At 72.3% G+C, this 20,178-nt stretch carries 13 protein-coding genes and 1 pseudogene; 10 read left to right on the top strand and 4 right to left on the bottom strand.

Features of this window, described 5'->3' with window-relative positions; translation table 11 throughout:
- Positions 1–1,661: beta-ketoacyl reductase (locus GXP76_RS22935; protein WP_242573461.1), on the top strand; the 1,661-nt coding region annotated here is incomplete at its 5' end.
- 238 nt (positions 1,662–1,899) lie between these two features.
- Here GXP76_RS22935 and GXP76_RS22930 read toward each other — a convergent pair.
- Entirely contained in the window at positions 1,900–4,758 is a 2,859-nt protein-coding gene (locus tag GXP76_RS22930; protein ID WP_242573460.1) for an AAA family ATPase, read from the bottom strand.
- A gap of 766 nt (positions 4,759–5,524) precedes the next feature.
- Here GXP76_RS22930 and GXP76_RS22925 point away from each other — a divergent pair.
- Positions 5,525–6,865, top strand: a complete 1,341-nt coding sequence (locus tag GXP76_RS22925; RefSeq protein ID WP_242573459.1) for a hypothetical protein — start codon at positions 5,525–5,527, stop codon at positions 6,863–6,865.
- 22 nt (positions 6,866–6,887) lie between these two features.
- Here the strand turns inward: GXP76_RS22925 and GXP76_RS22920 are convergent, their stop codons facing one another.
- A complete protein-coding gene (locus GXP76_RS22920) occupies positions 6,888–7,430 on the bottom strand; it encodes a DUF1707 domain-containing protein (RefSeq protein WP_242573458.1) in 543 nt (180 codons plus the stop codon).
- 129 nt (positions 7,431–7,559) lie between these two features.
- Between GXP76_RS22920 and GXP76_RS22915 the strand changes: the two genes are divergently transcribed.
- Positions 7,560–8,699 carry an AI-2E family transporter gene (locus GXP76_RS22915; RefSeq protein WP_242573457.1) on the top strand — a complete coding sequence of 380 codons (1,140 nt, stop codon included), beginning with the start codon at positions 7,560–7,562 and terminating at the stop codon, positions 8,697–8,699.
- Positions 8,700–8,750: 51 nt separating this feature from the next.
- Here GXP76_RS22915 and GXP76_RS22910 read toward each other — a convergent pair whose 3' ends face one another.
- The gene (locus tag GXP76_RS22910; RefSeq protein ID WP_277993703.1) at positions 8,751–10,319 is read right to left on the bottom strand and encodes an MFS transporter; all 1,569 of its coding nucleotides are present in this window, start codon (positions 10,317–10,319) and stop codon (positions 8,751–8,753) included.
- A 173-nt stretch (positions 10,320–10,492) separates the two neighbouring features.
- Between GXP76_RS22910 and GXP76_RS22905 the strand changes: the two are divergent.
- The 3 genes and pseudogenes from GXP76_RS22905 to GXP76_RS22895 all read left to right on the top strand — a co-directional run.
- Positions 10,493–10,715 (top strand): annotated as a pseudogene (locus tag GXP76_RS22905) (MFS transporter); the annotation flags it as partial.
- Between the two features lie 260 nt (positions 10,716–10,975).
- A complete protein-coding gene (locus GXP76_RS22900; protein ID WP_242573456.1) occupies positions 10,976–11,647 on the top strand; it encodes a chorismate mutase in 672 nt (223 codons plus the stop codon).
- A 63-nt stretch (positions 11,648–11,710) separates the two neighbouring features.
- On the top strand, positions 11,711–12,628 hold the full coding sequence (locus GXP76_RS22895) for a hypothetical protein (protein WP_242573455.1): 918 nt from the start codon (positions 11,711–11,713) through the stop codon (positions 12,626–12,628).
- Between the two features lie 84 nt (positions 12,629–12,712).
- Here the strand turns inward: GXP76_RS22895 and GXP76_RS22890 are convergent, their stop codons facing one another.
- A complete protein-coding gene (locus GXP76_RS22890) occupies positions 12,713–13,273 on the bottom strand; it encodes an ABATE domain-containing protein (RefSeq protein ID WP_242573454.1) in 561 nt (186 codons plus the stop codon).
- A gap of 84 nt (positions 13,274–13,357) precedes the next feature.
- Between GXP76_RS22890 and GXP76_RS22885 the strand changes: the two genes are divergently transcribed.
- The 4 genes from GXP76_RS22885 to GXP76_RS22870 all read left to right on the top strand — a co-directional run.
- Positions 13,358–14,050, top strand: coding sequence for a haloacid dehalogenase type II (locus GXP76_RS22885; RefSeq protein WP_242573453.1), 693 nt, complete (start codon positions 13,358–13,360; stop codon positions 14,048–14,050).
- 414 nt (positions 14,051–14,464) lie between these two features.
- The gene (locus GXP76_RS22880; protein WP_242573452.1) at positions 14,465–17,623 is read left to right on the top strand and encodes a discoidin domain-containing protein; all 3,159 of its coding nucleotides are present in this window, start codon (positions 14,465–14,467) and stop codon (positions 17,621–17,623) included.
- A gap of 109 nt (positions 17,624–17,732) precedes the next feature.
- Positions 17,733–18,479: a response regulator transcription factor gene (locus GXP76_RS22875; protein WP_242573451.1), complete on the top strand. Its 747-nt coding sequence runs from the start codon at positions 17,733–17,735 to the stop codon at positions 18,477–18,479.
- The coding region (locus GXP76_RS22870) for a cell wall metabolism sensor histidine kinase WalK (RefSeq protein ID WP_242573450.1) at positions 18,466–20,178 on the top strand (1,713 nt) is incomplete at its 3' end. The genes GXP76_RS22875 and GXP76_RS22870, both read left to right, overlap by 14 nt.

Below are 20,178 nucleotides of genomic sequence, written 5' to 3'. Positions count from 1 at the left end.
GGGAGGCCGTCACCGGCGCCCTCGCCGCCCTCCAGGAACACCTCTCCGCCGACGACCGGCCGAGCGGTCCGCTGGTGGTCGTCACCAACGGCGCCGTCGGCGTCGAGGGACCCGCGGACCTCGCCCTCGCGGGCATCTGGGGCCTGATCCGCTCGGCGGCCGTCGAACACCCCGGACGCCTCGTCCTGGTCGACAGCGACGGCGACCCCGCCTCCGAGGCGGCGCTGCCGGCGGCGGTCGCCACCGGGGAGCCGGAGATCGCCCTGCGCGCCGGCCGCGCGTATCTGCCGAAGCTGGCCGAACCCGCCCGGCCCGCCGCTCCATTCGGCGGTTTCGCACCCGGCGGCACGGTGCTCCTCACCGGCGGCACCGGCACACTCGGACGGCTTCTCGCGGCCCATCTCGTCACCGCGCACGGAGTCCGCCACCTGCTGCTGTGCGGGCGGGGCGGCGACACCTCCGGCGTCCGGGAACTGCGCGACCTCGGCGCCGAGGTGACGGTCGCGGCCTGCGACGCCGCCGACCGTGAGGCGCTGGCCGCCCTGCTGGCGGACATTCCCGCGGAGCATCCGCTGACCGCCGTCGTACACGCCGCCGGTGTCCTCGACGACGGCCTCGTCACCGAACTGACCCCGGAGCGGCTCGCCACCGTACTGCGCCCGAAGGTCGACGCGGCCTGGCATCTGCACGAGCTGACACGCGACCTGGACCTGACGGCGTTCGTCCTGTACTCGTCGGCCGCCGGCACGCTGGGCGCCGCCGGACAGGCCAACTACGCCGCCGCCAACGCCTTCCTCGACGCGCTCGCCGCACACCGGCGGGACACCGGCCTCACCGCCCTCTCCCTGGGCTGGGGCCTCTGGGACACCGGTACCGGCATGGCGGGCGGACTCGGCGACGCCGAACTGCGCAGACTGGCCAGGGACGGCATCGAACCGCTCACCCCCGGTCGCGCGCTCGCCCTCTTCGACCGGGCGCTCGCCACCGACGCGCCCGCGCTGCTGCCCGTACGGCTGCGCGCCACCAAGGACGCGCCGCCGCTGGTCCGCGGGCTTCTGCCGGCCCCGGCGCGCCCCACGGCGCGGACCGCCGACGTCACCGCCGCGCCCGCCGCCGACACCCGGGCACTGGCGGACCGGCTCGCGTCCCTGGGCGCCACCGACGCCATGAAGCTGTTGCTGGAGACCGTGCGGGGACACGTCGGTGACGTACTCGGCCACACCGGGGCGGACGCGGTGGACACCGACCGCGGTTTCGGCGAGCTGGGAGTCGACTCACTCTCCGCGCTCGAACTGCGCAACCGCCTGGGCGCGGACACCGGTCTGCGCCTGTCGACCACCCTCACGTTCGACTACCCGACGCCGACCGCCCTCGCCGCCCATCTCTTCGAGGAACTGGGCATCACGCCGGACGACATCCCCGGCACCCCGGACGCGGAGGCGGAGGTCATCCGGCTCGAAACGCATCTCGACCCCGAGTCGGTCGACGCGGAGCAGCGGTCCAGGGTGGCGCTCAGGCTGCGGGCGCTGTCCGCCAGGTGGGCGGGGTCCGACGCACCGCAGGAGACGGAGAGGTCCGACGCGAACCGGCCGGAACTGTCCTCCGCGTCCGCCGAGGAACTGCTCGGCATCCTGGACGACGAGCTGGGAAGCTTCAACTAGCCGGTGAATGATCATGATTGACGGAGCATCAGTCACGCGTCAGTCATGTGCCGAACGGACCTCCGTGTCCGGGCCCCGCGCCCGGACACGGAGGTCCGTGGGCGGCGGGGCACTACCCGAACCGGGGGAGTGGCCCGGCCCCGACCCCGCGCGCGGACGCCGGACACGGCGACGGCACGGGGCCGTCGCACGCCCCGTGCCGTATCTGTTCCCTCCCGGCCGCCCCCGGCCGACCGCGCTACACGGCGGGCGCGGCGGTCTCGCCGGGCGCGAAGTGGTCCGACAGCGTCGGGATGCGGTGCTCCAGCATCTTCGACGGCAGATCTGCCCGGCTGGCCACCTTCAACTTCCGGTACACACGCGTCAGATGCTGCTCGACGGTGCTCATGGTGACGTGGATGCGCCGGCTGATCTCACGGTTGCTGTAGCCGAGCGCCGCCAGTCCCGCGACCCGGCACTCGGCGTCGGTCAGCAGCATCGCCGCCCCCGGCTCCTCCGGCAGGCCGAGATGCTCCAGGGCCACCAGCCTGCTGCCCACCGCGGCCTCCACGGGGCCGGTCGCGGCCACCTGCGAGGCATGCCGGGCGACCAGCCGGGCGCGTGCGTAGTCGCCCAGTTCGTAGTGGGTGGCGGACAGATCGGAGAACGCCACGGCCAGTTCCCGCCGGTCGCCCGAGGCCCTGAGCAGATCGATCGCCTCGTGCAGCAGCGAGGTGCGGACATTGGGCCTGCTCATCTGCGCCAGCAGCCGCAGGGCGACACCTCGCGCGCGCGAACTGGGTCTGCTGCCGCCCACCTCGACCTGTGCCTCGGCCCACTCGCGCGCCGTCTTCGTCCTGCCGATGCGCAGGTTCGCCTCGGCGAGATCGGCCCGCCACGGAATCCCCTTGTGCAGCTCCGCGTTGGCGTCGCGCAGAAGCCGGCCGCACGTCTCGAAGTCGCTGAGCCCGGCGAACGCCCGGTCGGTGGCGAGGTAATGGTGGCCCCGGGCACGCAGGTACTGCACACCGAAGACCGTACGGAAGACGGCGTCGGGCAACTCCCGCTCCAGGAGTTCCGCGGCCCGGTCGTGCCGCCCCAGAGCCGTGTTGGCGAACACCGCGGTGCCCAGCGGCAGTCCGATGAGCACACCCCAGCCACGGGTGTGCATCATGTCCAGCGCCTCGGCGGACTTGGCGTCCGCGGTCTCCAGATCCCCCTGCAGCAGCGCGATCTCGGCCCGTACGGCGGTCAGCAGGGCGTGCCAGGTGGTGGCCTTGCGCCGGGCCGCGTACGCGAGCAGAGTCTCGCACACCTCGGCCGCGGTTCCGCCGCGATCCGTGTGCGCGATCGCGAGCAGGGACATGGCGACCAACTCCGGTTTCATCCGGTCGAGTTGGAGCCCCTGGAGCGACTGGACCACGGAGGCGACGACCTCGTCCGACGCGCCGGAGATGAGCTGCGCCAGTTTGGGGCTGAGCCCGGCCAGTCCCGCCCCGCCGTTCGCCGCCGGGCCGCCGTCCCCGTGGTCCGCGGCGGTTCCGTCGCTCCCGTCGCTCCCGTTGGGCCCGCCCGGCCGCCGGACACCGGGGACGCCGTAGAACCACTGTCTGATGAACTCCACCTCGGCGATGGACTGGTTGTCCCGGTCCGCGGCGGCGGGGCCGCTCAGCGCCCCGATCGCGGTGGCGACCTGGTCGGAGTCCTCGCCCTGCCACAGCATGTACCGCAGGACGGTCGCCGCGTCGTCGGCGTCCAGGCAGCCGTCGAAGACCGCCCGGCGCAACTGCGCCAGGGACGCCTCCGCCGCCGCGGGGTTCACCCGCCACGCCGCACGGCCCAGGGCGGCGAGGAGCCGGTGCCGGTCGTGCTCGTCCGTCCGGTCGCGCAGTGCCAGACGCAGATAGCTCATCGACTCGCGTACGTTGTCGGCCCCGAGCGCCAGGTCGGCGGCGCCGCGCAGCACCTTCGGCCCCCAGGGCTGGACGACCTCGTCGGCGGCGAGCAGTCTGGCGGCCACGTCACGTTCGGGCGCCCCGGCCTGGTAGAGCAGTTGCGCGGCAGCGGTGTTGATCCGGGCCAGTTCGGTTTCGGACAGATCGTTCAGCACGGCCTCGGCCGCCGCCGGGTGACGGAAGGCGTAGTCGGACAGCAGACCACTGGAGTTGAGGACGCTGACGGTCTCCAGGACGGTGGTGGGGGAGTCGCCGGACACCAGGGCCACGTTGCGGGCGGAGGCGAAGTCGCCGAGCACCGCGATCGCGGCGCCGATCCGTGTGTGTGCCGGGCTGGTGCCTCCGAGGCAGGTGAGTACGGCCTGCCGGTAGGCGGAACTCGCGACGGGCTCGCCCGGCTCCGAGCCGAAGCGGGCGCTGTCGTCGAGGAGGGCGTGGACGAGCATCGGGTTGCCGCCGGTGGCGCGGTGGTAGGCGTCGCTCGTCTCTCGCTTGACCGGCCGGCCGGCGTGCCGGCTGAGGAGCGCCGCGACGCCGTCCTCGGTCAGGGGAGCGATGCGTACGCGTTCGTGCGGCTGCCTGATGAGTTGTCGGTGGACGACCGGTCCCCGGACGCCCGATTGCTCCCAGCTCACGCAGAGGACAAGGATTCTCTTCTTCCGTATTCGGTGCAAAAGGCTCAGCATTGCCGCGAGCGAATCGTCGTCCATCAGTTGCGCGTCATCGACCGCGATGACCAACGGGCGTTCCGACGACAGTTCGATGAGTGCGGCGGTGGCCTCCTCGGCCGCACGGGCGACAGCTCTTTCGCTGTCCGCATTCGGCCAATCACGTTCCTCGAAGGCGCCTGTTCCGCCGCCGTCCTCCTGATACCATCCGGGGTGCGTCGATGCCAGCTGTTCGAGTGTGGCGCAGGACACCTCCGCGTCCCGCAGTAATTGCCGGAAGATGCTGAGCGGTTGCTTTGTCCGGGTGGGCGACGCGGTGGCGAGGAGAACAGTCGCGCCGACTTCACCGACCGTTTTCAGTGTGTCGTGGACGAGTTCACTCTTCCCTGAGCCAGGGCCGCCCGTAATGATTACGAATTGCCCTATTCCAGCCGAGCAGGCGTCAAAAGCCTTTGCGAGCGTGTTTGCTTCCCTGGATCGTTCGAACAGACGCATACTGACCCTTTGGCTGGATCCGGCGGTGGCGTTCGCTGCGGGGCCGCGACTGCGGCACCCGGTGGGGAGTGCAGGCGTGCGGTGGTGATCGGCTGCCCTGGCGTGTGTCGCCCTGCCGCCGGTACCGCCCCGAACGCACGTGGCGCGCAGAGCGGAAAAAGTCTTCCGTTCGGCATATGCTGTTGAACTGTTTACTGACCGCTATTTGTTGCCGTGATGTGTCCGACGGCGGAGTCCGGGCCGGCCGCCCCGTGCGGCGCCCCCGAGTTAAGGAGGGGCGGCGGCATGCTACGGCTGTGTGAATTTTCCGTGCCATCGGCGAGTTCACAATATTCGACCATGCGGTGAGTGGGGGATTTCAGCTGCCGTGCTGTATGCGGGAAGAGTATGGATACCCACTAATGGATGTCAACGTCACTCCACCCAGCCCTATTGGCGTCGAGCAGGCATTGCCCTTTGCTCAGAAATTACCAATGACAGCTGTTTGCCATGGCTGCCACTTGTTCCGGGCGTGAAAAGGACCGGAAACGGGCACGGGTCCGCCCGCTTCCGGGCTCGAAAGAGCGGACCCGCGCTCCGACCGGGAGCGGAGCTGCGTCGGACATCACAGTCGAGAATGCGCGCGCTCCGCTTCTCGTAACCCGCCGGACATAACGCCGCCCGCGCAAAGACATCGGCTCCGCGCCGATACGCGACGGCGAGTCCCCCGCTCGCCCGCCGACACCGCCCCATCCGCTCAGGCGAACAGCCCTTAGGGTTCGTCCGTATGACCGACCGCGTTCTGCGTCTGCTCCGCACCCGCCCCGAACTGGCCGCCCTGGCCGCGTTTCCCTTCGATTTCGACCTGGACCGGGCCCACCACGTCGAGGACGTCCATCTCGCCTCCGGAGCCTCCCTGGAGCCGATCGCGGGCGACGACACGGGAGGCACGTACTTCCTGTGCGGGGGAACGGCCGTACTGCACGCCTCCTCCGAGGGCGACGCGGTACTCATCGCCGACAGCGTCTCCGAGGCGCTGGAGATGCTCATCCGGCTGCCCTGGTACTGCGAGAACATCTCCGGCGACCTGGACGAGGAGCAGTTGCGGGCGGCCGTCGAGGCGGGCGACGCCGAGGCGCGCGAGGAGTTCGCCCCCGAACTGGACGCACACCGCGCCGCGTTGCTCGCCGGGCTGGGACTTCCCGACCGCCCCCTGACCGAGTTGGCCGCCCTGATGGAAGCGGCGGTCGACCGCACGGAGCCCGACCATCTCCTGCTCAACTCGACCGAGCTCTGCGCCTATCGGCTCACCGACGAATCGCGGCGCCGGCCGTTGCGGGACGTCGTGCTCGGGCCGGGACGAGCGGTGCTCGCACGCGTACGGGCGGGCGAGCCCGGAGCGTACGACGAGGCCCTGGCCGACCCGGTGCTGCGCGCGGGGGTGATACGCGCCGCGCGGTACGACCGCCGGGACGGCGACCTGCCCCTGCTGCGGCTGCTCCTGGAGCGTGAGACGTCCGAGCGCACCGAGGGGGCTCGTGACTGGGCGCGCGCCATGGACGCCGACAGCTGTGGCCGGGATCCGGAGGCGGAGAGCGAGTTCACCTGGATCGAACTGGCCCGCGCCCAGGGGCGGATCGAACACGCCCGGGTCGCGCTCATCCGCCTGCTGGACGACGCCGGCCCCGCCGACGCCGAACTGCTCGGCCGGCTGAGCGCGTCACTGGAGCGACTGGGCGACCACGCACAGGCGGCCCGCGCCCAGTTCTTCTTCCTCTCCCTCCAGGACACCGACCGCGACCGGGCGGTGGCGGCCTGCGACCTGGCCCGGCTGGAGCGCCGCAAGGGTGATCTCGCCGCGGCACGACGGGCGTTGGAGCGGGCGCGTACGGCGGTGAGGACCGTGCCGCAGTGGCACCGTCATGGTCTCGGCCGCCTCATCACCGAGCAGCACCTGGAACTCGCGCTCGCGGCGGCCGAGGCCGGCGACGCCCCACTGGCCCGCGAGACGATGGCACTCGGCAGGGAACTGCTGTCGACGATCGCCCGGCAACACGCCAAGGCTCTGAGCGAGTTGTCCACCCGGGCGAAATGGGCGGTGGCGGCTCTCGGACGGGATCAGGGCTGACGGCGCGTCCGCCCGGACCGCCTCAACGCCAGGCGTGGCGGATCTTCAACCGTCCGTACCCCATGGCCCCGGAGATCCGGATCGTCGGCCCGCCGGGGCCGGAGGAAGGGCGGGGTTTGTAGCGCACGTCCTTCCACCCGGTGGCCAGACCCTCGGTGTCGACGATCGCGTCGGGCGGCACCGTGATCCGGGCCCCGCCGGTGCCCATCTGCAACTCGATGTCGATCACGGAATGCTCGATGACCGCCCGGGACAGGTCCAGACGCACCCTGCCGTACGCCGACCCGACCTTCAGGGTCCGCGGCACCCGCCATGCGCCACGCCGCGTGATGCGTCCGCCGGCGGCGGCGATCGTGGACGTGGCGGGCGCCTTCTCCTCGGGGAGCGAGTCCAGCGCCGGCACGAGATCGCCCCGAGTCCTCGCGGCGAGCGCGTGGTTGAGACGCTCGTCCATCTCCTCGTGCGAGATGTGCCCTTCGGCGTACGCCTCCTGCAGACGCCGCACAGCGGTGTCGCGGTCTTCGTCGCTGATCAGTTGCGCCCGGTCTTCCGGCAGAGAGGTCACCGCGTCACTCTAATGCCGCGCCCGCCGCCGAGCGCCCGAAGTGGTCGAAGCGCACGCCCGCGCCCGCGGGCGGTCTTGGATGGTGGCGCGCGTAAGGCCCGCGGACCGAGTGCCTTTAAGGTGACCCCCATGTCTGCCTCGTTGAACTCCGCGAAGAGCCGCGCCGCGCTGCGTACCTCGGCCCGCGTTTCCGCTGAATTGCTGGTCGTCCTCGTCATGACGGGGGTGGCGGTATGGCTTCTGGGGCAGATGTGGTCGATCATGTGGCCGCTCGTGGTGGGCCTGCTCCTCACCACGCTCACCTGGCCCGCGGCCCGTTTTCTGCGCCGGCACGGGTGGCCCGCCGCCCTGGCCGCCTCGACGGTGACACTCCTCTTCCTCCTGGCCGCCGCCGGTGTCGTGGCGCTGATCGCGGTGCCGGTGGCCGCCCAGTCGGGCGAGCTGGCGGAACGTGTGAGCGACGGGATCGACAAGGTGCGGGAGTGGGCGGCCGGGCCGCCGCTGAACATCGATGAGGACCAGATCTCCGGCGCGCTCGACACCGGGGTCGCCCGCGTCCAGGACAGTGTCGGCAGCATCGTCACGGCTGCCGTCACCGGCGTGAGCACCGTGGTCAACGGTGTCGTCACCGCGGTTCTGGCGCTCTTCCTCATGTTCTTCTTCCTCAAGGACGGCCCGCGGTTCCTGCCGTGGCTGACCCGCCAGCTGCCCGGCCGGCTCGCCACCGACGTCCCGGTCGTCGCCGAGCGCAGCTGGGACACGCTGGGGGCGTTCGTGCGTTCGCAGGCGTTCGTCGGTCTGCTGGACGCCGTCTTCATCGGTCTGGGGCTCTGGATCGTGGGAGTGCCACTGGTGCTCCCGCTCGCGGTGCTGACCTTCGTCTCCGCGTTCGTGCCGGTCGTGGGCGCGCTGTTCGCCGGACTCGTCGCGGTACTCATCGCACTGGTGTCGAACGGCCCGACGGACGCGCTGATCGTGCTCGGGATCATCATCCTGGTGCAGCAGCTCGAAGGAAACGTGTTCCAGCCCATGATCCAGAGCCGGGGACTCGGCCTCCACGCGGGAGTGATCCTGCTGGCCGTGACACTGGGCGCCAGCCTGGCCGGCATCGTCGGCAGCCTGCTGGCCGTACCGGTCGCCGCGCTGATCGCCGTGGTCTGGAACTACCTGCGGGAGCAGCTCACCGACCCCGACCCCGGGCAGGAGCCGCCCGCCGGCCCGGCACCGGCGCCGGAACCCGCCGCCGGTGCCACCATTCCCTCGCAGTAGGCGAGGGCCGTACGCGGCCGGGGAGCCCCCGTCCGAGCCCACCGCACACGCCTACGCGGCCTGCTCCTCCTGCGCCGCGCGGGCTCGGGGCGACTTGCCGTTGATCATGACGGCTCCGAGGACCGCGGCGGCGAGCAGGATGATCGCCGCCCAGGCGATGGCCACCGTGAACCCGTGGACCGTGCCGGTGTTCACGATGCTCGTCCGCTCCGCCGGGGTCAGCCCGCCCTCGCGGGCCGCGGCGGCGAGATGGCTGGTCAGGTACGAGGCCGTGACGGTGGTCGCGATCGTGTTCAGCAGGGACGTACCGATGGAACCGCCCACCTGCTGGGCCGTGTTGACGGTCGCCGACGTGACGCCCGAGTCCTTCGGGGCGACCCCGCTGGTGGCCGTCGAGATGATGGGCAGGAAGGTCAGCCCGAGTCCGAAGCCCAGCAGGAGGGTGCCCGGCAGGATGTGCCCCGCGTAGGTGGAGTGGGTGTCGAGGAAGGTCAGCGAGAACATGCCGCCCGCGCTCAGCAGCAGACCGGGCACCAGCAGCATGCGCGGCGGTACGAGGGGGAGCAGCCGGGCGGAGATCTGCGTCGAGCCGATGATGATGCCCGCGGACAGGGGCAGGAACGCCAGGCCCGCGCCGAGCGGCGAGTACCCGAGGATGGTCTGCAGGAAGTACGTCAGGAACAGGAACGCGCCGAACAGGCCGATCGTCGTCATCGCCATCACGATCATCGAACCGCCGCGGTTGCGCTCCCGGACGATGTGCAGGGGCAGCAGCGGGCCCGATGACCTGGTCTGCCACCAGGCGAACGTGACGAGCAGCGCGACGCCGATGCTCAGCACGGTCAGGACTTCCGTGGAGGTCCACCCGATCGCCTCGGCCCGGCTGAATCCGTAGACGATCGCGACGAGCCCCCCGCAGCCGAGGAAGACGCCGGGGATGTCGAGATGCGCGCCCTTGGTGCCCGCACGGTCCTTGAGCAGCGTGAACGCGCCGATGACGGCGAGCAGGGCGATGGGGACGTTCACGTACAGGCACCACCGCCAGCTCAGCCATTCGGTGAGGATGCCGCCGAGGAGCAGCCCGATGGCGGAACCGCCGCCCGCGATGGCGCTGAAGATGCCGAAGGCCTTGGCGCGGTCCTTGCCCGAGGGGAAGGTCGTGGTGAGCAGGGAGAGCGCGGAGGGCGCCAGCAGGGCGGCGAAGACGCCCTGGAGCGCGCGGGAGAGATAGAGCATCTCCTGGCCGACGGACGCGCCGCCGATCGCGGAGGCGCCGGCGAACCCGATGAGGCCGATGATGAACGTACGTCTGCGGCCCACCAGGTCGGCGACGCGTCCGCCGAGGAGCAGGAGACCGCCGAAGGCCAGGGTGTAGGCGGTGATCACCCACTGGCGGTTCCCGTTGCTGATGCCGAGCGCGCGCTGCGCCGAGGGAAGCGCGATGTTCACGATCGTCGCGTCGAGCACCACCATGAGCTGCGCGGTCGCGATGACGGCCAGCGCCCACCAGCGGTGCGGATCGGGTTCGTCCGCCGTGGGTCCCGGGGCGGCTGTCCGCGAGTCGCCCGGTCTGCCGCTCTGTGTCCCGCCGGGCGGACCGGGGACCGACGGATCGCTCATGGAGTCTTCCTTCGCAGTGGACCTCCGCGACCGTGTCCCAGCCGCTCGGCGCTGAGGTCAGAACACCATGAATCGGACCGCCTTGCCTCTCCGTACACGCCTGGACGCGCGTACGGGGCGAGGGTGCCGCCCGCGTGGTAGGCGCCGCGGACCTCCTGCTCCCGACCTCATCCGTCATGGCGGCAGCCCTCGGCGGACGGGCGTTCGCACGGAGGCAGCGCCGACTGCCCCACCCCCTGCTGGACTTCACGGTCTTCCGCAACCGGCGCGTTCCTCGCCGGAGTCCTCGCGGCCGGCTTCTCCATGTACGCCATCGCCGACGTCCAGCTGATCACCACCCAGCGCTTCCAACTCATCGAGGGGTTCACCCCGTTGCGCGCCGGGCTGGTGGTCGCCGGGCCCGGCGGGGGCCGCGGCCGATTCCGCGGCGCTCGACCAGTTCGTCGCCCGCCTCGCGGCCGACGGCCTGTGGCTGTTGAGTCACTCACCGACGCGCGACTGGACCCCGGACTGCGGCGTGCTGTCGCCGAACGCATCACCGGCCCGCTGGCCGGCGGAGACACGCCCTGAGCCTCGGCCGCCACGCCCGGTCCACGGACGGCTCGCTCCGCGTGTGGCGCCGGGCTCCGCCGGAGCGCGACCGTACGATCTGCCCCATGCAAATGCCTTCGTCCGCAAGGCGCTTCGCGGCGGCCGGGGCTGTCGCGAGCACGCTCCTGGCCGTTCCGGCGGGGGCCGCGCCGGTCGCCGGGCCGGGGCACGACGCGTACGGCCGGCTCCATCCGCTCGCCGACCTCTCGGCCCGGCGCCTCGCCACGGCCGATCTCGTCGCCGCCGCGAAACGGGGGACGGGCAGTCCGGTCGACGACCCCGCCCGCGAGAAGCGGGTCCTCGACACGGTGGCGCGGCAGGCTCGGGAAGCGGGAGGCGATCCCGGCGTGACGGTACGGATCCTCCGGGACCAGATCGAGGCGAACAAACACGTCCAACGCGCCCTGCACAGCCGCTGGGACGCGGAGCCCTCCGCCGCCCCGGCGCAGCGCCCGGACCTCGACGACGTAAGGCAGGAGATCAACCGCGTCAACACCGAACTGGTCCACGCGATCGCGGACTCGCCGGCGGCACGCGCGGCTCCTTCCTGCGGCGCCGAACTGACCGCCGCGAAGACGCGGGTACGGCGCGATCGGCACCTCGACGGCGTTCACGCGGCAGCTCTGACCCACGCGCTGCGCTCCGTCTGCGCCGCCGCGCCCGCCGAATCCGACTTTCGCGCTCCGGCGAACGGCGTAACGGTCCCTGGGCGGCGCTCACCAAGATCAATAATCTGACGCCCGGCGCGTGATCTCGCGTCTGTCGGACGGAGACGGCGAGCGACCCCGGTGAGATTTCCGATGACCCGGCGCACGGCCCTGATGGGCGCGGCGACCGCGCTGCTGACGATGCTCGGCACCGTCCCGGCGGGCGCGCGGGGTGAGTGGCACAAGGTCGGCGGCGACGCCCGAAGCGGTGTCAGCGGCCTCGCGTACGAAGGCCCCGCCGCGGAGCGGGCAGGCGTGAACGCCCTTGTCGTGCACGACAACAAGCGGTCCGGGCAGCAGCGCCTGTCCCGGATCACCCACGGGGAGGACTCCTCGGAGATCACCCCCATCACCTGGGACGGAGCGGAACCCGTCGATCTGGAAGCCGTCGAAGCCGTCCCCGACATGCCGGGGGAGTATCTGGCCCTCACCAGTCGCGGCATCGTCTACCGCCTCAAGGTCACCGGCGCCACGGCGACAGTCGTCGACTACTCACCGCTGCCGGCGATCGGTGAGGGAGACGACTTCGAGAGCTTCGCGGTCGTCGCCCAGCGGGGGAGACTCGCCGTGCTGTGGGCGGACCGGGGAGCCGGGACGGCTCGACCCGCCACGCTGTACGCGGCGCCGCTGACGTTCGCCTCGTGGGGGCAGCCGCTGTTCGGCGCCGTGACGAGCAAGACCTACCGGGCGGCGTATCCGGCCGACGACGGTACGCGCCACATCTCCGACATCTCGGTGACCGGCTCCGGCCGGATCATCGTGGGCTCGGCGACGGACGCCGGTGACGACGGCCCGTTCGACTCCGCGGTGAGCGACGCGGGCCGGGTGAGCGTGTCGGTGGCGGGCCGGGTACGGGTCACGCTCGCCGCGTCCCCGGCCGTACTGGGGAAGTACCCCGGGTACAAGGTCGAAGCGGTGGAGTGTCTGCCCGGCTCCGCCGACGCCGTTCTGGGCACCGACGACGAGAACCTCGGCGGACACGTGCGGACGGTGCCGGTCTGCGGCACCTGAGCGGGGCGCCGTACGCGACGCCGGGGGCACACGTCCACGGGGTACTCCCGGGGACTCGCCCGTCGCGTACGCCCACGCGCGGACCTACCGCTCGGCCGGAGGAGGCGCGCCGGCGGCCCGTCTGCGCGCCCGATAAGCGGCGGCCTTGACGCGGTTGCCGCACTCGTCCATCCCGCACCAGGTGCGACGGGCGCCGCGCGAGCGGTCGAGATAGATACGGGTGCAGCGGGCGCGACCGCACTCCTTGAGGCAGGCGTGCGGGTCGGCGAGCACGGCGACGCCGCTTCTGGCCACATGGGAGAGCACCGCGGCGAGGTCCCCCGCCAGGTGCAGACCCGTGTCGCTCAGCCTCACCGTGAGAGCCGGCCCGGTGGCGGCGTCGTTGACGATGTCCAGACTGTCCGGATCGAAGGGCCGGCCGAGCACACGATCGTGAGCGAGCCGGTAGATCGCTTCCCGCAGTGACCGCGCGGACTCGAAGGCCGCGACATCGGCGGTGACAGGGCCGGGCAGCTCGTCACATCCGGCCACCCACCGTTCGAGGTCCGCGGGCGCGGCCAAGCCGTCGACGGGCTCGTCCCGGCGGGAGCCCACGGTGCCGGCCAGATCGAGGGCCGGATTGCCGCTCACATACGCGAAGTTCACGTCACCATCTTGACCGGTGACGGTGTCGGTGGCAAGGTCGTCACCTCTTGAGCCGGTGACGCGCCGGCGTGAACAGGGGGACGTATGGCCGGCATCCGCGACATCGAGGTCGTCGTCTTCGACGTCCTCGGCACACTCGTCGACGAACCCGGCGGGCTCCGGGCGGAGATCCGCGCCGCCCTGCCCGAGTCCGGCGATGCCCGCGTCGACGAGTCGCTCGCCCTGTGGCAGCGGCACAGCGAGCGGCAGCAACGACGCATCCTGGAGGGCCGGCGCGCGTACGCCAGTAGCGACGTCATCGACGCGGAGGCCGCACAACTGGTCGCCGACCACGCGGGACTCGCCGAACCGGCGGCCATCGCCCGGCTGGCCACGGCGAGTCGGCGCCTGCCGCCCTGGGGCGACTCTGCCGCGGCTCTGGACCGGATCGCCGTCCGGCTTCCCGTGCTCGGCCTCTCCAATGCCGGCCGCACCACGCTGCTGCGGCTCGGAGCACGGGCCGGTCTGCGCTGGCACCAGGCGCTGTCCGCCGAATCCGTCCGGGCCTACAAGCCGGCCCCGGAGGTCTACCGGCTCGCCGTCGACACCGCCGGATGCCCGCCCGAGCGCGTACTCATGGTGGCCGCCCACGCCTGGGACCTCCGCGCGGCCCGGACGGGCGGCATGCGCACCGCCTACGTCCGGCGACCGGGCGGGGACCCACCGGCAAGCACCGACGCGTTCGACCGGCGGTACGACGAACTGGGCCACCTTGTCGCCGAGTTGACGGCCCCCTAGGGGGTATCCGCGAAGTCCCGCCTGGCCCGCGACGCCTGGTACGGCACCTCGCCGCGTTGTCGGACTCGGCCAGGTACGGCCGGTCCGTCCACCACGCCGATCCTCCGCCTCGCGATGCACCGCACCAGCCGCCGCGGGCCGCGCCCCACGGGCGGACGGCGCTATGTCGCGGCCCCGCGCTCTCCGCCCACCGGCCCGAGGCGTGCCCCGGACGCCTGCTCGTACGCGATCCGGTGCGGCTCCGGAGGAAGCGCCGGTGACGGCCCCGGTCTCCGGCGCTTCGACGGCGCGACGGTGGCGCGACGCCCGCGCGGACCGGGCGGGCCACAGCCTACGAGCCTTGACGTGAGCTGGTTTCGGCAAAACAATGACCCTCACCCCCCTGACAACGTTGTCGAGAAGAGGTCGTGCCACATGCCCGAACAAGCGACGGGACTCACGCGCCGTCATCTGATGCATCTGATCGGCATGTCCGGCGCGCTGACCGCCCTCCCCATGGCGCTCGGCGCGGGCCCGGCCTCGGCCGCTTCGGCTACCCGGGGCGGCGGGCAGGCCGAGCCGGAGCCGCTCGGCGCCGTCGCCGAGGCGTACTACAACGTCCTCCTCTCCCACACCCGCTGGTCGGAGAGCCAGTGGGACGCGGCACAAGGGCACTACACCAGCAAGGACTTCGGCTTCGCGGTCGTGCTCGGGAACGCGGTTCTCCTGACCCGTGGCACCTACGACGCGGAGCGCGCCGGGGTCGACAAGGACACCTTGCGCGCGCGGACCCTGGCCACACTGAAGCACTTCGCGGCGTCCAACCGGCTGACCGGCGGCACCCAGTGGGGCCGCAAACTGTTCTTCGACACCACCTTCCAGTCGTACTTCGTGCTCGCGGCACGTCTGCTGTGGGACGACCTGGACGAGGCGACGCGCCGCGACGTCGACACCATCGCCCGCGAACAGGCCCAGTACACCGCGAACCTGGGGACCGGGAACGACCCGGACTCCGGCAGCTGGACCCCCAACGGGGCGGCCGGCGGGTTCCAGGGCGACACCAAACTGGAGGAAATGGGCGTCTACGCCCAGTCGTTGGCGCCCGGCCTCGCCTGGGGCGCCGACGACGCGCGGTACACGTCGTGGAGTGCCGCCTTCGGCCGGTGGAGCCGTAACGAGGCCGGGCTGCCGGCCGCGGACCTGGCGAACCCGGCCCGCGTGGACGGGGTCGCCGTCAGCGCGAACACCGCGCGGAATCTGTACGACACGTTCATCGTCGAGAACCACGGATCGTTCGGCCCGCACTACCAGGAAGAGCTGTGGCGCACCTCCGCCCGCAACGCCGCCCATTTCCTGGTCGCCGGACAGGAGTTGCCCGAGGTACTGACCTCGCAGCCCAACGCCGGGCCCCTGTGGCGCACACTGCTCGGCGTGATGAGCGACGCCGGCGAGCCGCTGATGCCGATGGTCGACGACCGGGAGCACCTCTACGGGCGCGACGTCATCCCCCTCGCCTTCCTGGCCCAGGTCGTCGGCGACCGCGCCGCGGCACGCTGCGAGGTCGCCCTGGCCGAACGGCTCGACGCCTACCAGGAGTATCCGCCGCGGTACCGGATCGCCAAGTTCTCGGGCGAGCCCAAGTACGAGCCGGAGGCGCGTGCCGAGGTGGCGATCAGCTACCTCCTGCACGAGTGGCGCGCCGCGTCGGGCCGTCCGGCCGTGAAGCCGTTCTCGGAGCGTGAGTTCTTCGACCACGCGAGCGGCGTCACCGACCACGGCACCGGCCCGGGACTGGTCTCGCACCAGTCGGCCGGCGCGTGGGCCGGGACGGTCAGCAAGGCGGGCTTCGTGAAGTTCGCCTGGCAGCCCGCCCACGACGACTGGCTGTTCGAACTCAGCGGTACGACACCGATGTTCCTCCCGACGACGACGAGCAAGGTCACGGGACGGTCGGTGGCCACGTACACCCGGCTGAGAGACGGCTTCGACGGCAGTGCGAGCCTCCTCGCCCTGGACGGCGGCGGACACGCCGGGTTCACCACTCTTCCCTCCGGCGCCGTCGTGTACGCGACCTCCGGGGCCGGCGGGGGAGAGGGCCACCTCAAGGTCCACAACCTCGACATGCCCGGCATGCCCGGACTGGACGGCGCCCGCACCTACCGCGCGGCGGAGGGAAGTGTCACCGTCGCCGCCAACGCGACCGGATCCGCGTCCGCCGGACCCCGGGTCGACGAACTCTCCTTCCCCCGCGCCCCGTTCCGGCATCTGCGCATGCTGGGGGTGCGGCCCGACCCCTCGTACGGCTATTCGCTGTACGCCTTCGAAATCCGGGACGGTGCTTCCGGGAGCGACCTGGCGCGCGGCGCGGGGGCGAGCGCGTCCGCGTCCTCCTTCGACACCGGCCGGGAGGCCGTACGCGCGGTCGACGGCGACGGCGCGAGCAGATGGGCGGTCTCCCGCGCCGACCGGCCGAGGGCCGACAGCTGGATCGCCGTGGACCTGGGGGAGTCCACCGAGGTCGACCGGGTGACGCTGCGCTGGGAGAGCGCCGCGGGCCGCGCGTACCGGCTTCAGGGGTCGGCCGACGGACAGCGGTGGACCGACCTCGTCGTCTGGCCGCGGCCCGACCTCACCAGCCGGGGCGGCTGGCTGGACGTCGACGGCCGCGCCGGCCTCGTCGTGCGCGCAGGCGCCAACCCGATAGGTGTCTACGGCGACACGATCGTCCTCTCCGACGGACCCGCCGAAGGTCTCCTGGTCGAAGGGCTCGTGGACACGGACGCGGAGGAACTGCGCGCCGCCGCAGGCGCCGCGACCCCGTCGGTGGGCTCCGCGCGGGTGAGGGCCGCCGTGACCGGCCACTTCCTGAGCCTGTTCAACCTCTCACCGGAAGCCGTCACCACCACCGTCTCGGTACCGGGCAGGCCCACCGACGACGTACGCCTCTACGAGGGGGTCCAGACCGTCACCGGGGCGGGCACGGAGTACCAGGCCGAACTCGGCGCCGCCTCGGCCGTGTTGCTGCCGCCCCGGATCACCCTCTCCGGAGCCGGCGGCCGTGCCCGCATACCGGCCGGGCTGCGCGCCGAGGTCGTCGACGGCGGCACCGTACGGCTGAGCGGCCCGGCCTGCCGGGTCACCGTCTCGGCCCAGGGCCACCTGGTGGGAGCGACGGTCCGGGCGGGCCGCTCCACGACCGTGACCGTGCCGCGCGCGACCGGCTACCCGCTGGCCGATCTCGCGCTCGGCCGCACCACCTTCCCCACGGCGCCGCTGCCGCCCGGGATGACGGACCCCGGAGCCGCGGTCGACGGCGATCCGCGCACCTCCTGGAAGCCGGGACCCGGCGGCCGGATGGTGGTCGATCTCGGCGACGCGCGGCGGGTCACGGAGATCCGCGCCGAGTGGCGGGGCGGCCACGGGCCGGTGTCCCACGTCGAGTTCAGCTCGGACGGTCTCACCTACGGCGGTACGGCGCGGATGCCCGCGCGCGGTGTGCTGCGTACTTCCACCACCGCCCGCTACGTGGCCCTCGCGGTCGGCGCCTCGGCGGGCGGGGACGCCGCTCTGACCTCCCTGACGGTCACCTCCTGAGCGGTTCACGCAGGTGCCGGGGGCCCCGTCGAGGCAACGGGCCCCCCGGCACGGCAGGTTGGCAGCGCTCTCCTCCGCGTCCGACGTCGCGGTCGCTACGATCGGCGGCGTGCGCGCAAACATCGTGATCGCCGAGGACGACGTGAAGCAGGCCGAACTGGTGCGCCGGTATCTGGAGCACGAGGGGCACACCGTGACGGTCGTCGAGGACGGCCGCGCGGCACTCGACGAGGTCCGGCGCGGGGAACCCGACCTGCTCGTCCTCGATGTGATGATGCCGCGCACCGACGGCCTCGACGTGGTGCGGATCCTGCGCGCCGAGGGCCGGGAGGTGCTGGTGCTGATGCTCACGGCCCGCAGCACCGAGGACGATCTGCTGCTCGGACTGGACCTGGGCGCCGACGACTACATGACCAAACCGTTCAGTCCCCGGGAGCTGACGGCCCGGGTGCGGACGCTGCTGCGCCGCAACCGGCGTTCCGGTGGCCGGGCCACGGCCCCCGCGACCGCCCCCGCCGTCGAGGACGAGGCACTGTCGGTGGGCACGCTCAGGATCGATCCGGCCCGGCACGAGGTGTCGGTCGCGGGGACGCCGGTCGTGTGCACACCCGGTGAGTTCCGGATACTCGCCGCGATGGCGACGGAGCCCGACCGGGTCTTCACCCGGCAGCGGCTCCTGGAGGAACTGCACGGCTTCGACAAGTACATCAGCGACCGCACCGTGGACGTCCACATCATGCATCTGCGCAAGAAGATAGAGCACGCCCCACGGCGCCCCGCCCGGCTGCTCACCGTGTTCGGTGTCGGCTACAAACTGACGGACCCCGCGAAGAACGCACGCCATGCCCAGACCTGAGCGGGGTCGGCGCCGGCAGCGGTCGCGGCGTAACCCGGACGGGCCCCGGCCGCCGCTGCGGCGGAGCCTGCTCGGCCGGCTGCTCATCGTGTCGGCGCTGGTGGCCTCGTGCTCGGTCGCCGCCACCGCGTGGCTCGCCGTGCAGACGACCTCCGGGGCGATCCGCCAGGAACAGGGGCAGGACCTCAGCTCCGACGCCGAGATCTACAACACGCTGCTGGGGTACGCCGCTTCCCACCCCGGCTGGGAGGGCGTCGAGGACACCGTGCGCGAACTGGCCCGGAAGTCGGACCGCCGGATCGCGCTCACCACCGAGGACCGCCGCCCCCTCGTCGACTCCGCCGCCGCCTCCTCCGGCGACCCGCTGCCCGCTCAGGCGTCGGCGGTCGTCGACCCGCTGTCCGTCGACACGCTGCTGGTGCCCGACGCCACGCCCGCCGGCGCGGACCGCGTCGATCCGCGAGCGGTGGGCCCCTTCCTGCTGCCCCCGAAGGAACGCGCCGAACTGCGGCGGACCACCGCCGAGAACGTGCGGTGCCTGAGCGCGGTGGGCATCGCCGCGGATGTCGTCGAGAGCCCGAGCGGACGGCCCCGTGTCGAGTACGTGAGCAACGACACCGACCGCCAGCTCGAACTCAAGTGCCTGACCGCCGAGTTGGGCCCCACCCCGACCGAGCGGAAGGCGCTGCGGGAACTCGACCAGCTGGCCGACGCCTGCCTGAAGCGCCAGGGACGTACGGGCGTGACCCTGAACCTGGACCTGTCCTGGGACCGGGGGTACGGGCAGACCGCGCCCCCCGGGCCCGAGGACGCGAGCGACGACAAGGAGGCGGCCGCACGGAAGGCGGCCACGGAGAGGAAAGCCGCCGAGGCCGCGAAGGCAGCCGAAGCCGCGGGCGCTGTGCCCCGGGCCCGCGACAGCAGACACGACCGGGCCATCGCCTCCTGCGTGGGCAGCGCCCGGCGCGAGCAGCTCACGGCCTATGTCGCCGCGCCCGCACTGCTGTTCATCGACGGCCCCGGAGCCGTCGGCGTGCCCGGCTTCGACCTCTCACCGGCGAACACCGCACGCATCGTCGGGGTCACCGCTCTCGTCCTGGCGCTCACCGTCGGTGTCTCGGTGATTGCCGGGGCACGGCTCGTACGGCCCCTGTACGCGCTGACCGGCGCCGCCCAGCGGATGAGGGACGGCCTGGACTCGGCGCCGGTGCCCGTCGGCCCGGACAACGAGATCGGACGGCTGGCGGCGGCCTTCAACGACATGGCCGTACACCGTGCCCGGCTCGAAGAGCAGCGCAAGGTCATGGTCAGCGACGTCGCCCACGAACTGCGCACCCCGCTCAGCAACATCCGGGGCTGGCTGGAGGCGGCACAGGATGGTCTGGCCGACCCGGACCCCGCCTTCGTCTCCTCACTCCTGGAGGAAGCGGTGCAGCTCCAGCACATCATCGACGATCTGCAGGACCTGGGAGCGGCCGACGCGGGCGCGCTGCGGCTTCATCCGGAGCCGGTCGTCGCCGACGAACTCCTCACCCAGGTCGCCGCGGCGTACCAGGGGCCGGCCGAGACGGCGGGCGTCGCGCTCACGGTCGCCGCGGCCGGCCCCGGGAGCTCCCGGCCGTCGCTGCACGCCGATCCGGTCCGGCTGCGGCAGGCCGTCAGCAATCTCGTGTCCAACGCCCTGCGTCACACACCGCCC

Source organism: Streptomyces sp. NP-1717, from assembly GCF_022695985.1.
Lineage (GTDB): Bacteria > Actinomycetota > Actinomycetes > Streptomycetales > Streptomycetaceae > Streptomyces.
This window is presented reverse-complemented; position numbering and strand designations above follow the sequence as displayed.

Coding starts and splice junctions, on each gene's coding strand:
- GXP76_RS22930 (WP_242573460.1), bottom strand. CDS start 4,758: ATGCGTCTGTTCGAACGATCCAGGGAAGCAAACACGCTCGCAAAGGCT.
- GXP76_RS22925 (WP_242573459.1), top strand. CDS start 5,525: ATGACCGACCGCGTTCTGCGTCTGCTCCGCACCCGCCCCGAACTGGCC.
- GXP76_RS22915 (WP_242573457.1), top strand. CDS start 7,560: ATGTCTGCCTCGTTGAACTCCGCGAAGAGCCGCGCCGCGCTGCGTACC.
- GXP76_RS22910 (WP_277993703.1), bottom strand. CDS start 10,319: ATGAGCGATCCGTCGGTCCCCGGTCCGCCCGGCGGGACACAGAGCGGC.
- GXP76_RS22900 (WP_242573456.1), top strand. CDS start 10,976: ATGCAAATGCCTTCGTCCGCAAGGCGCTTCGCGGCGGCCGGGGCTGTC.
- GXP76_RS22895 (WP_242573455.1), top strand. CDS start 11,711: ATGACCCGGCGCACGGCCCTGATGGGCGCGGCGACCGCGCTGCTGACG.
- GXP76_RS22885 (WP_242573453.1), top strand. CDS start 13,358: ATGGCCGGCATCCGCGACATCGAGGTCGTCGTCTTCGACGTCCTCGGC.
- GXP76_RS22880 (WP_242573452.1), top strand. CDS start 14,465: ATGCCCGAACAAGCGACGGGACTCACGCGCCGTCATCTGATGCATCTG.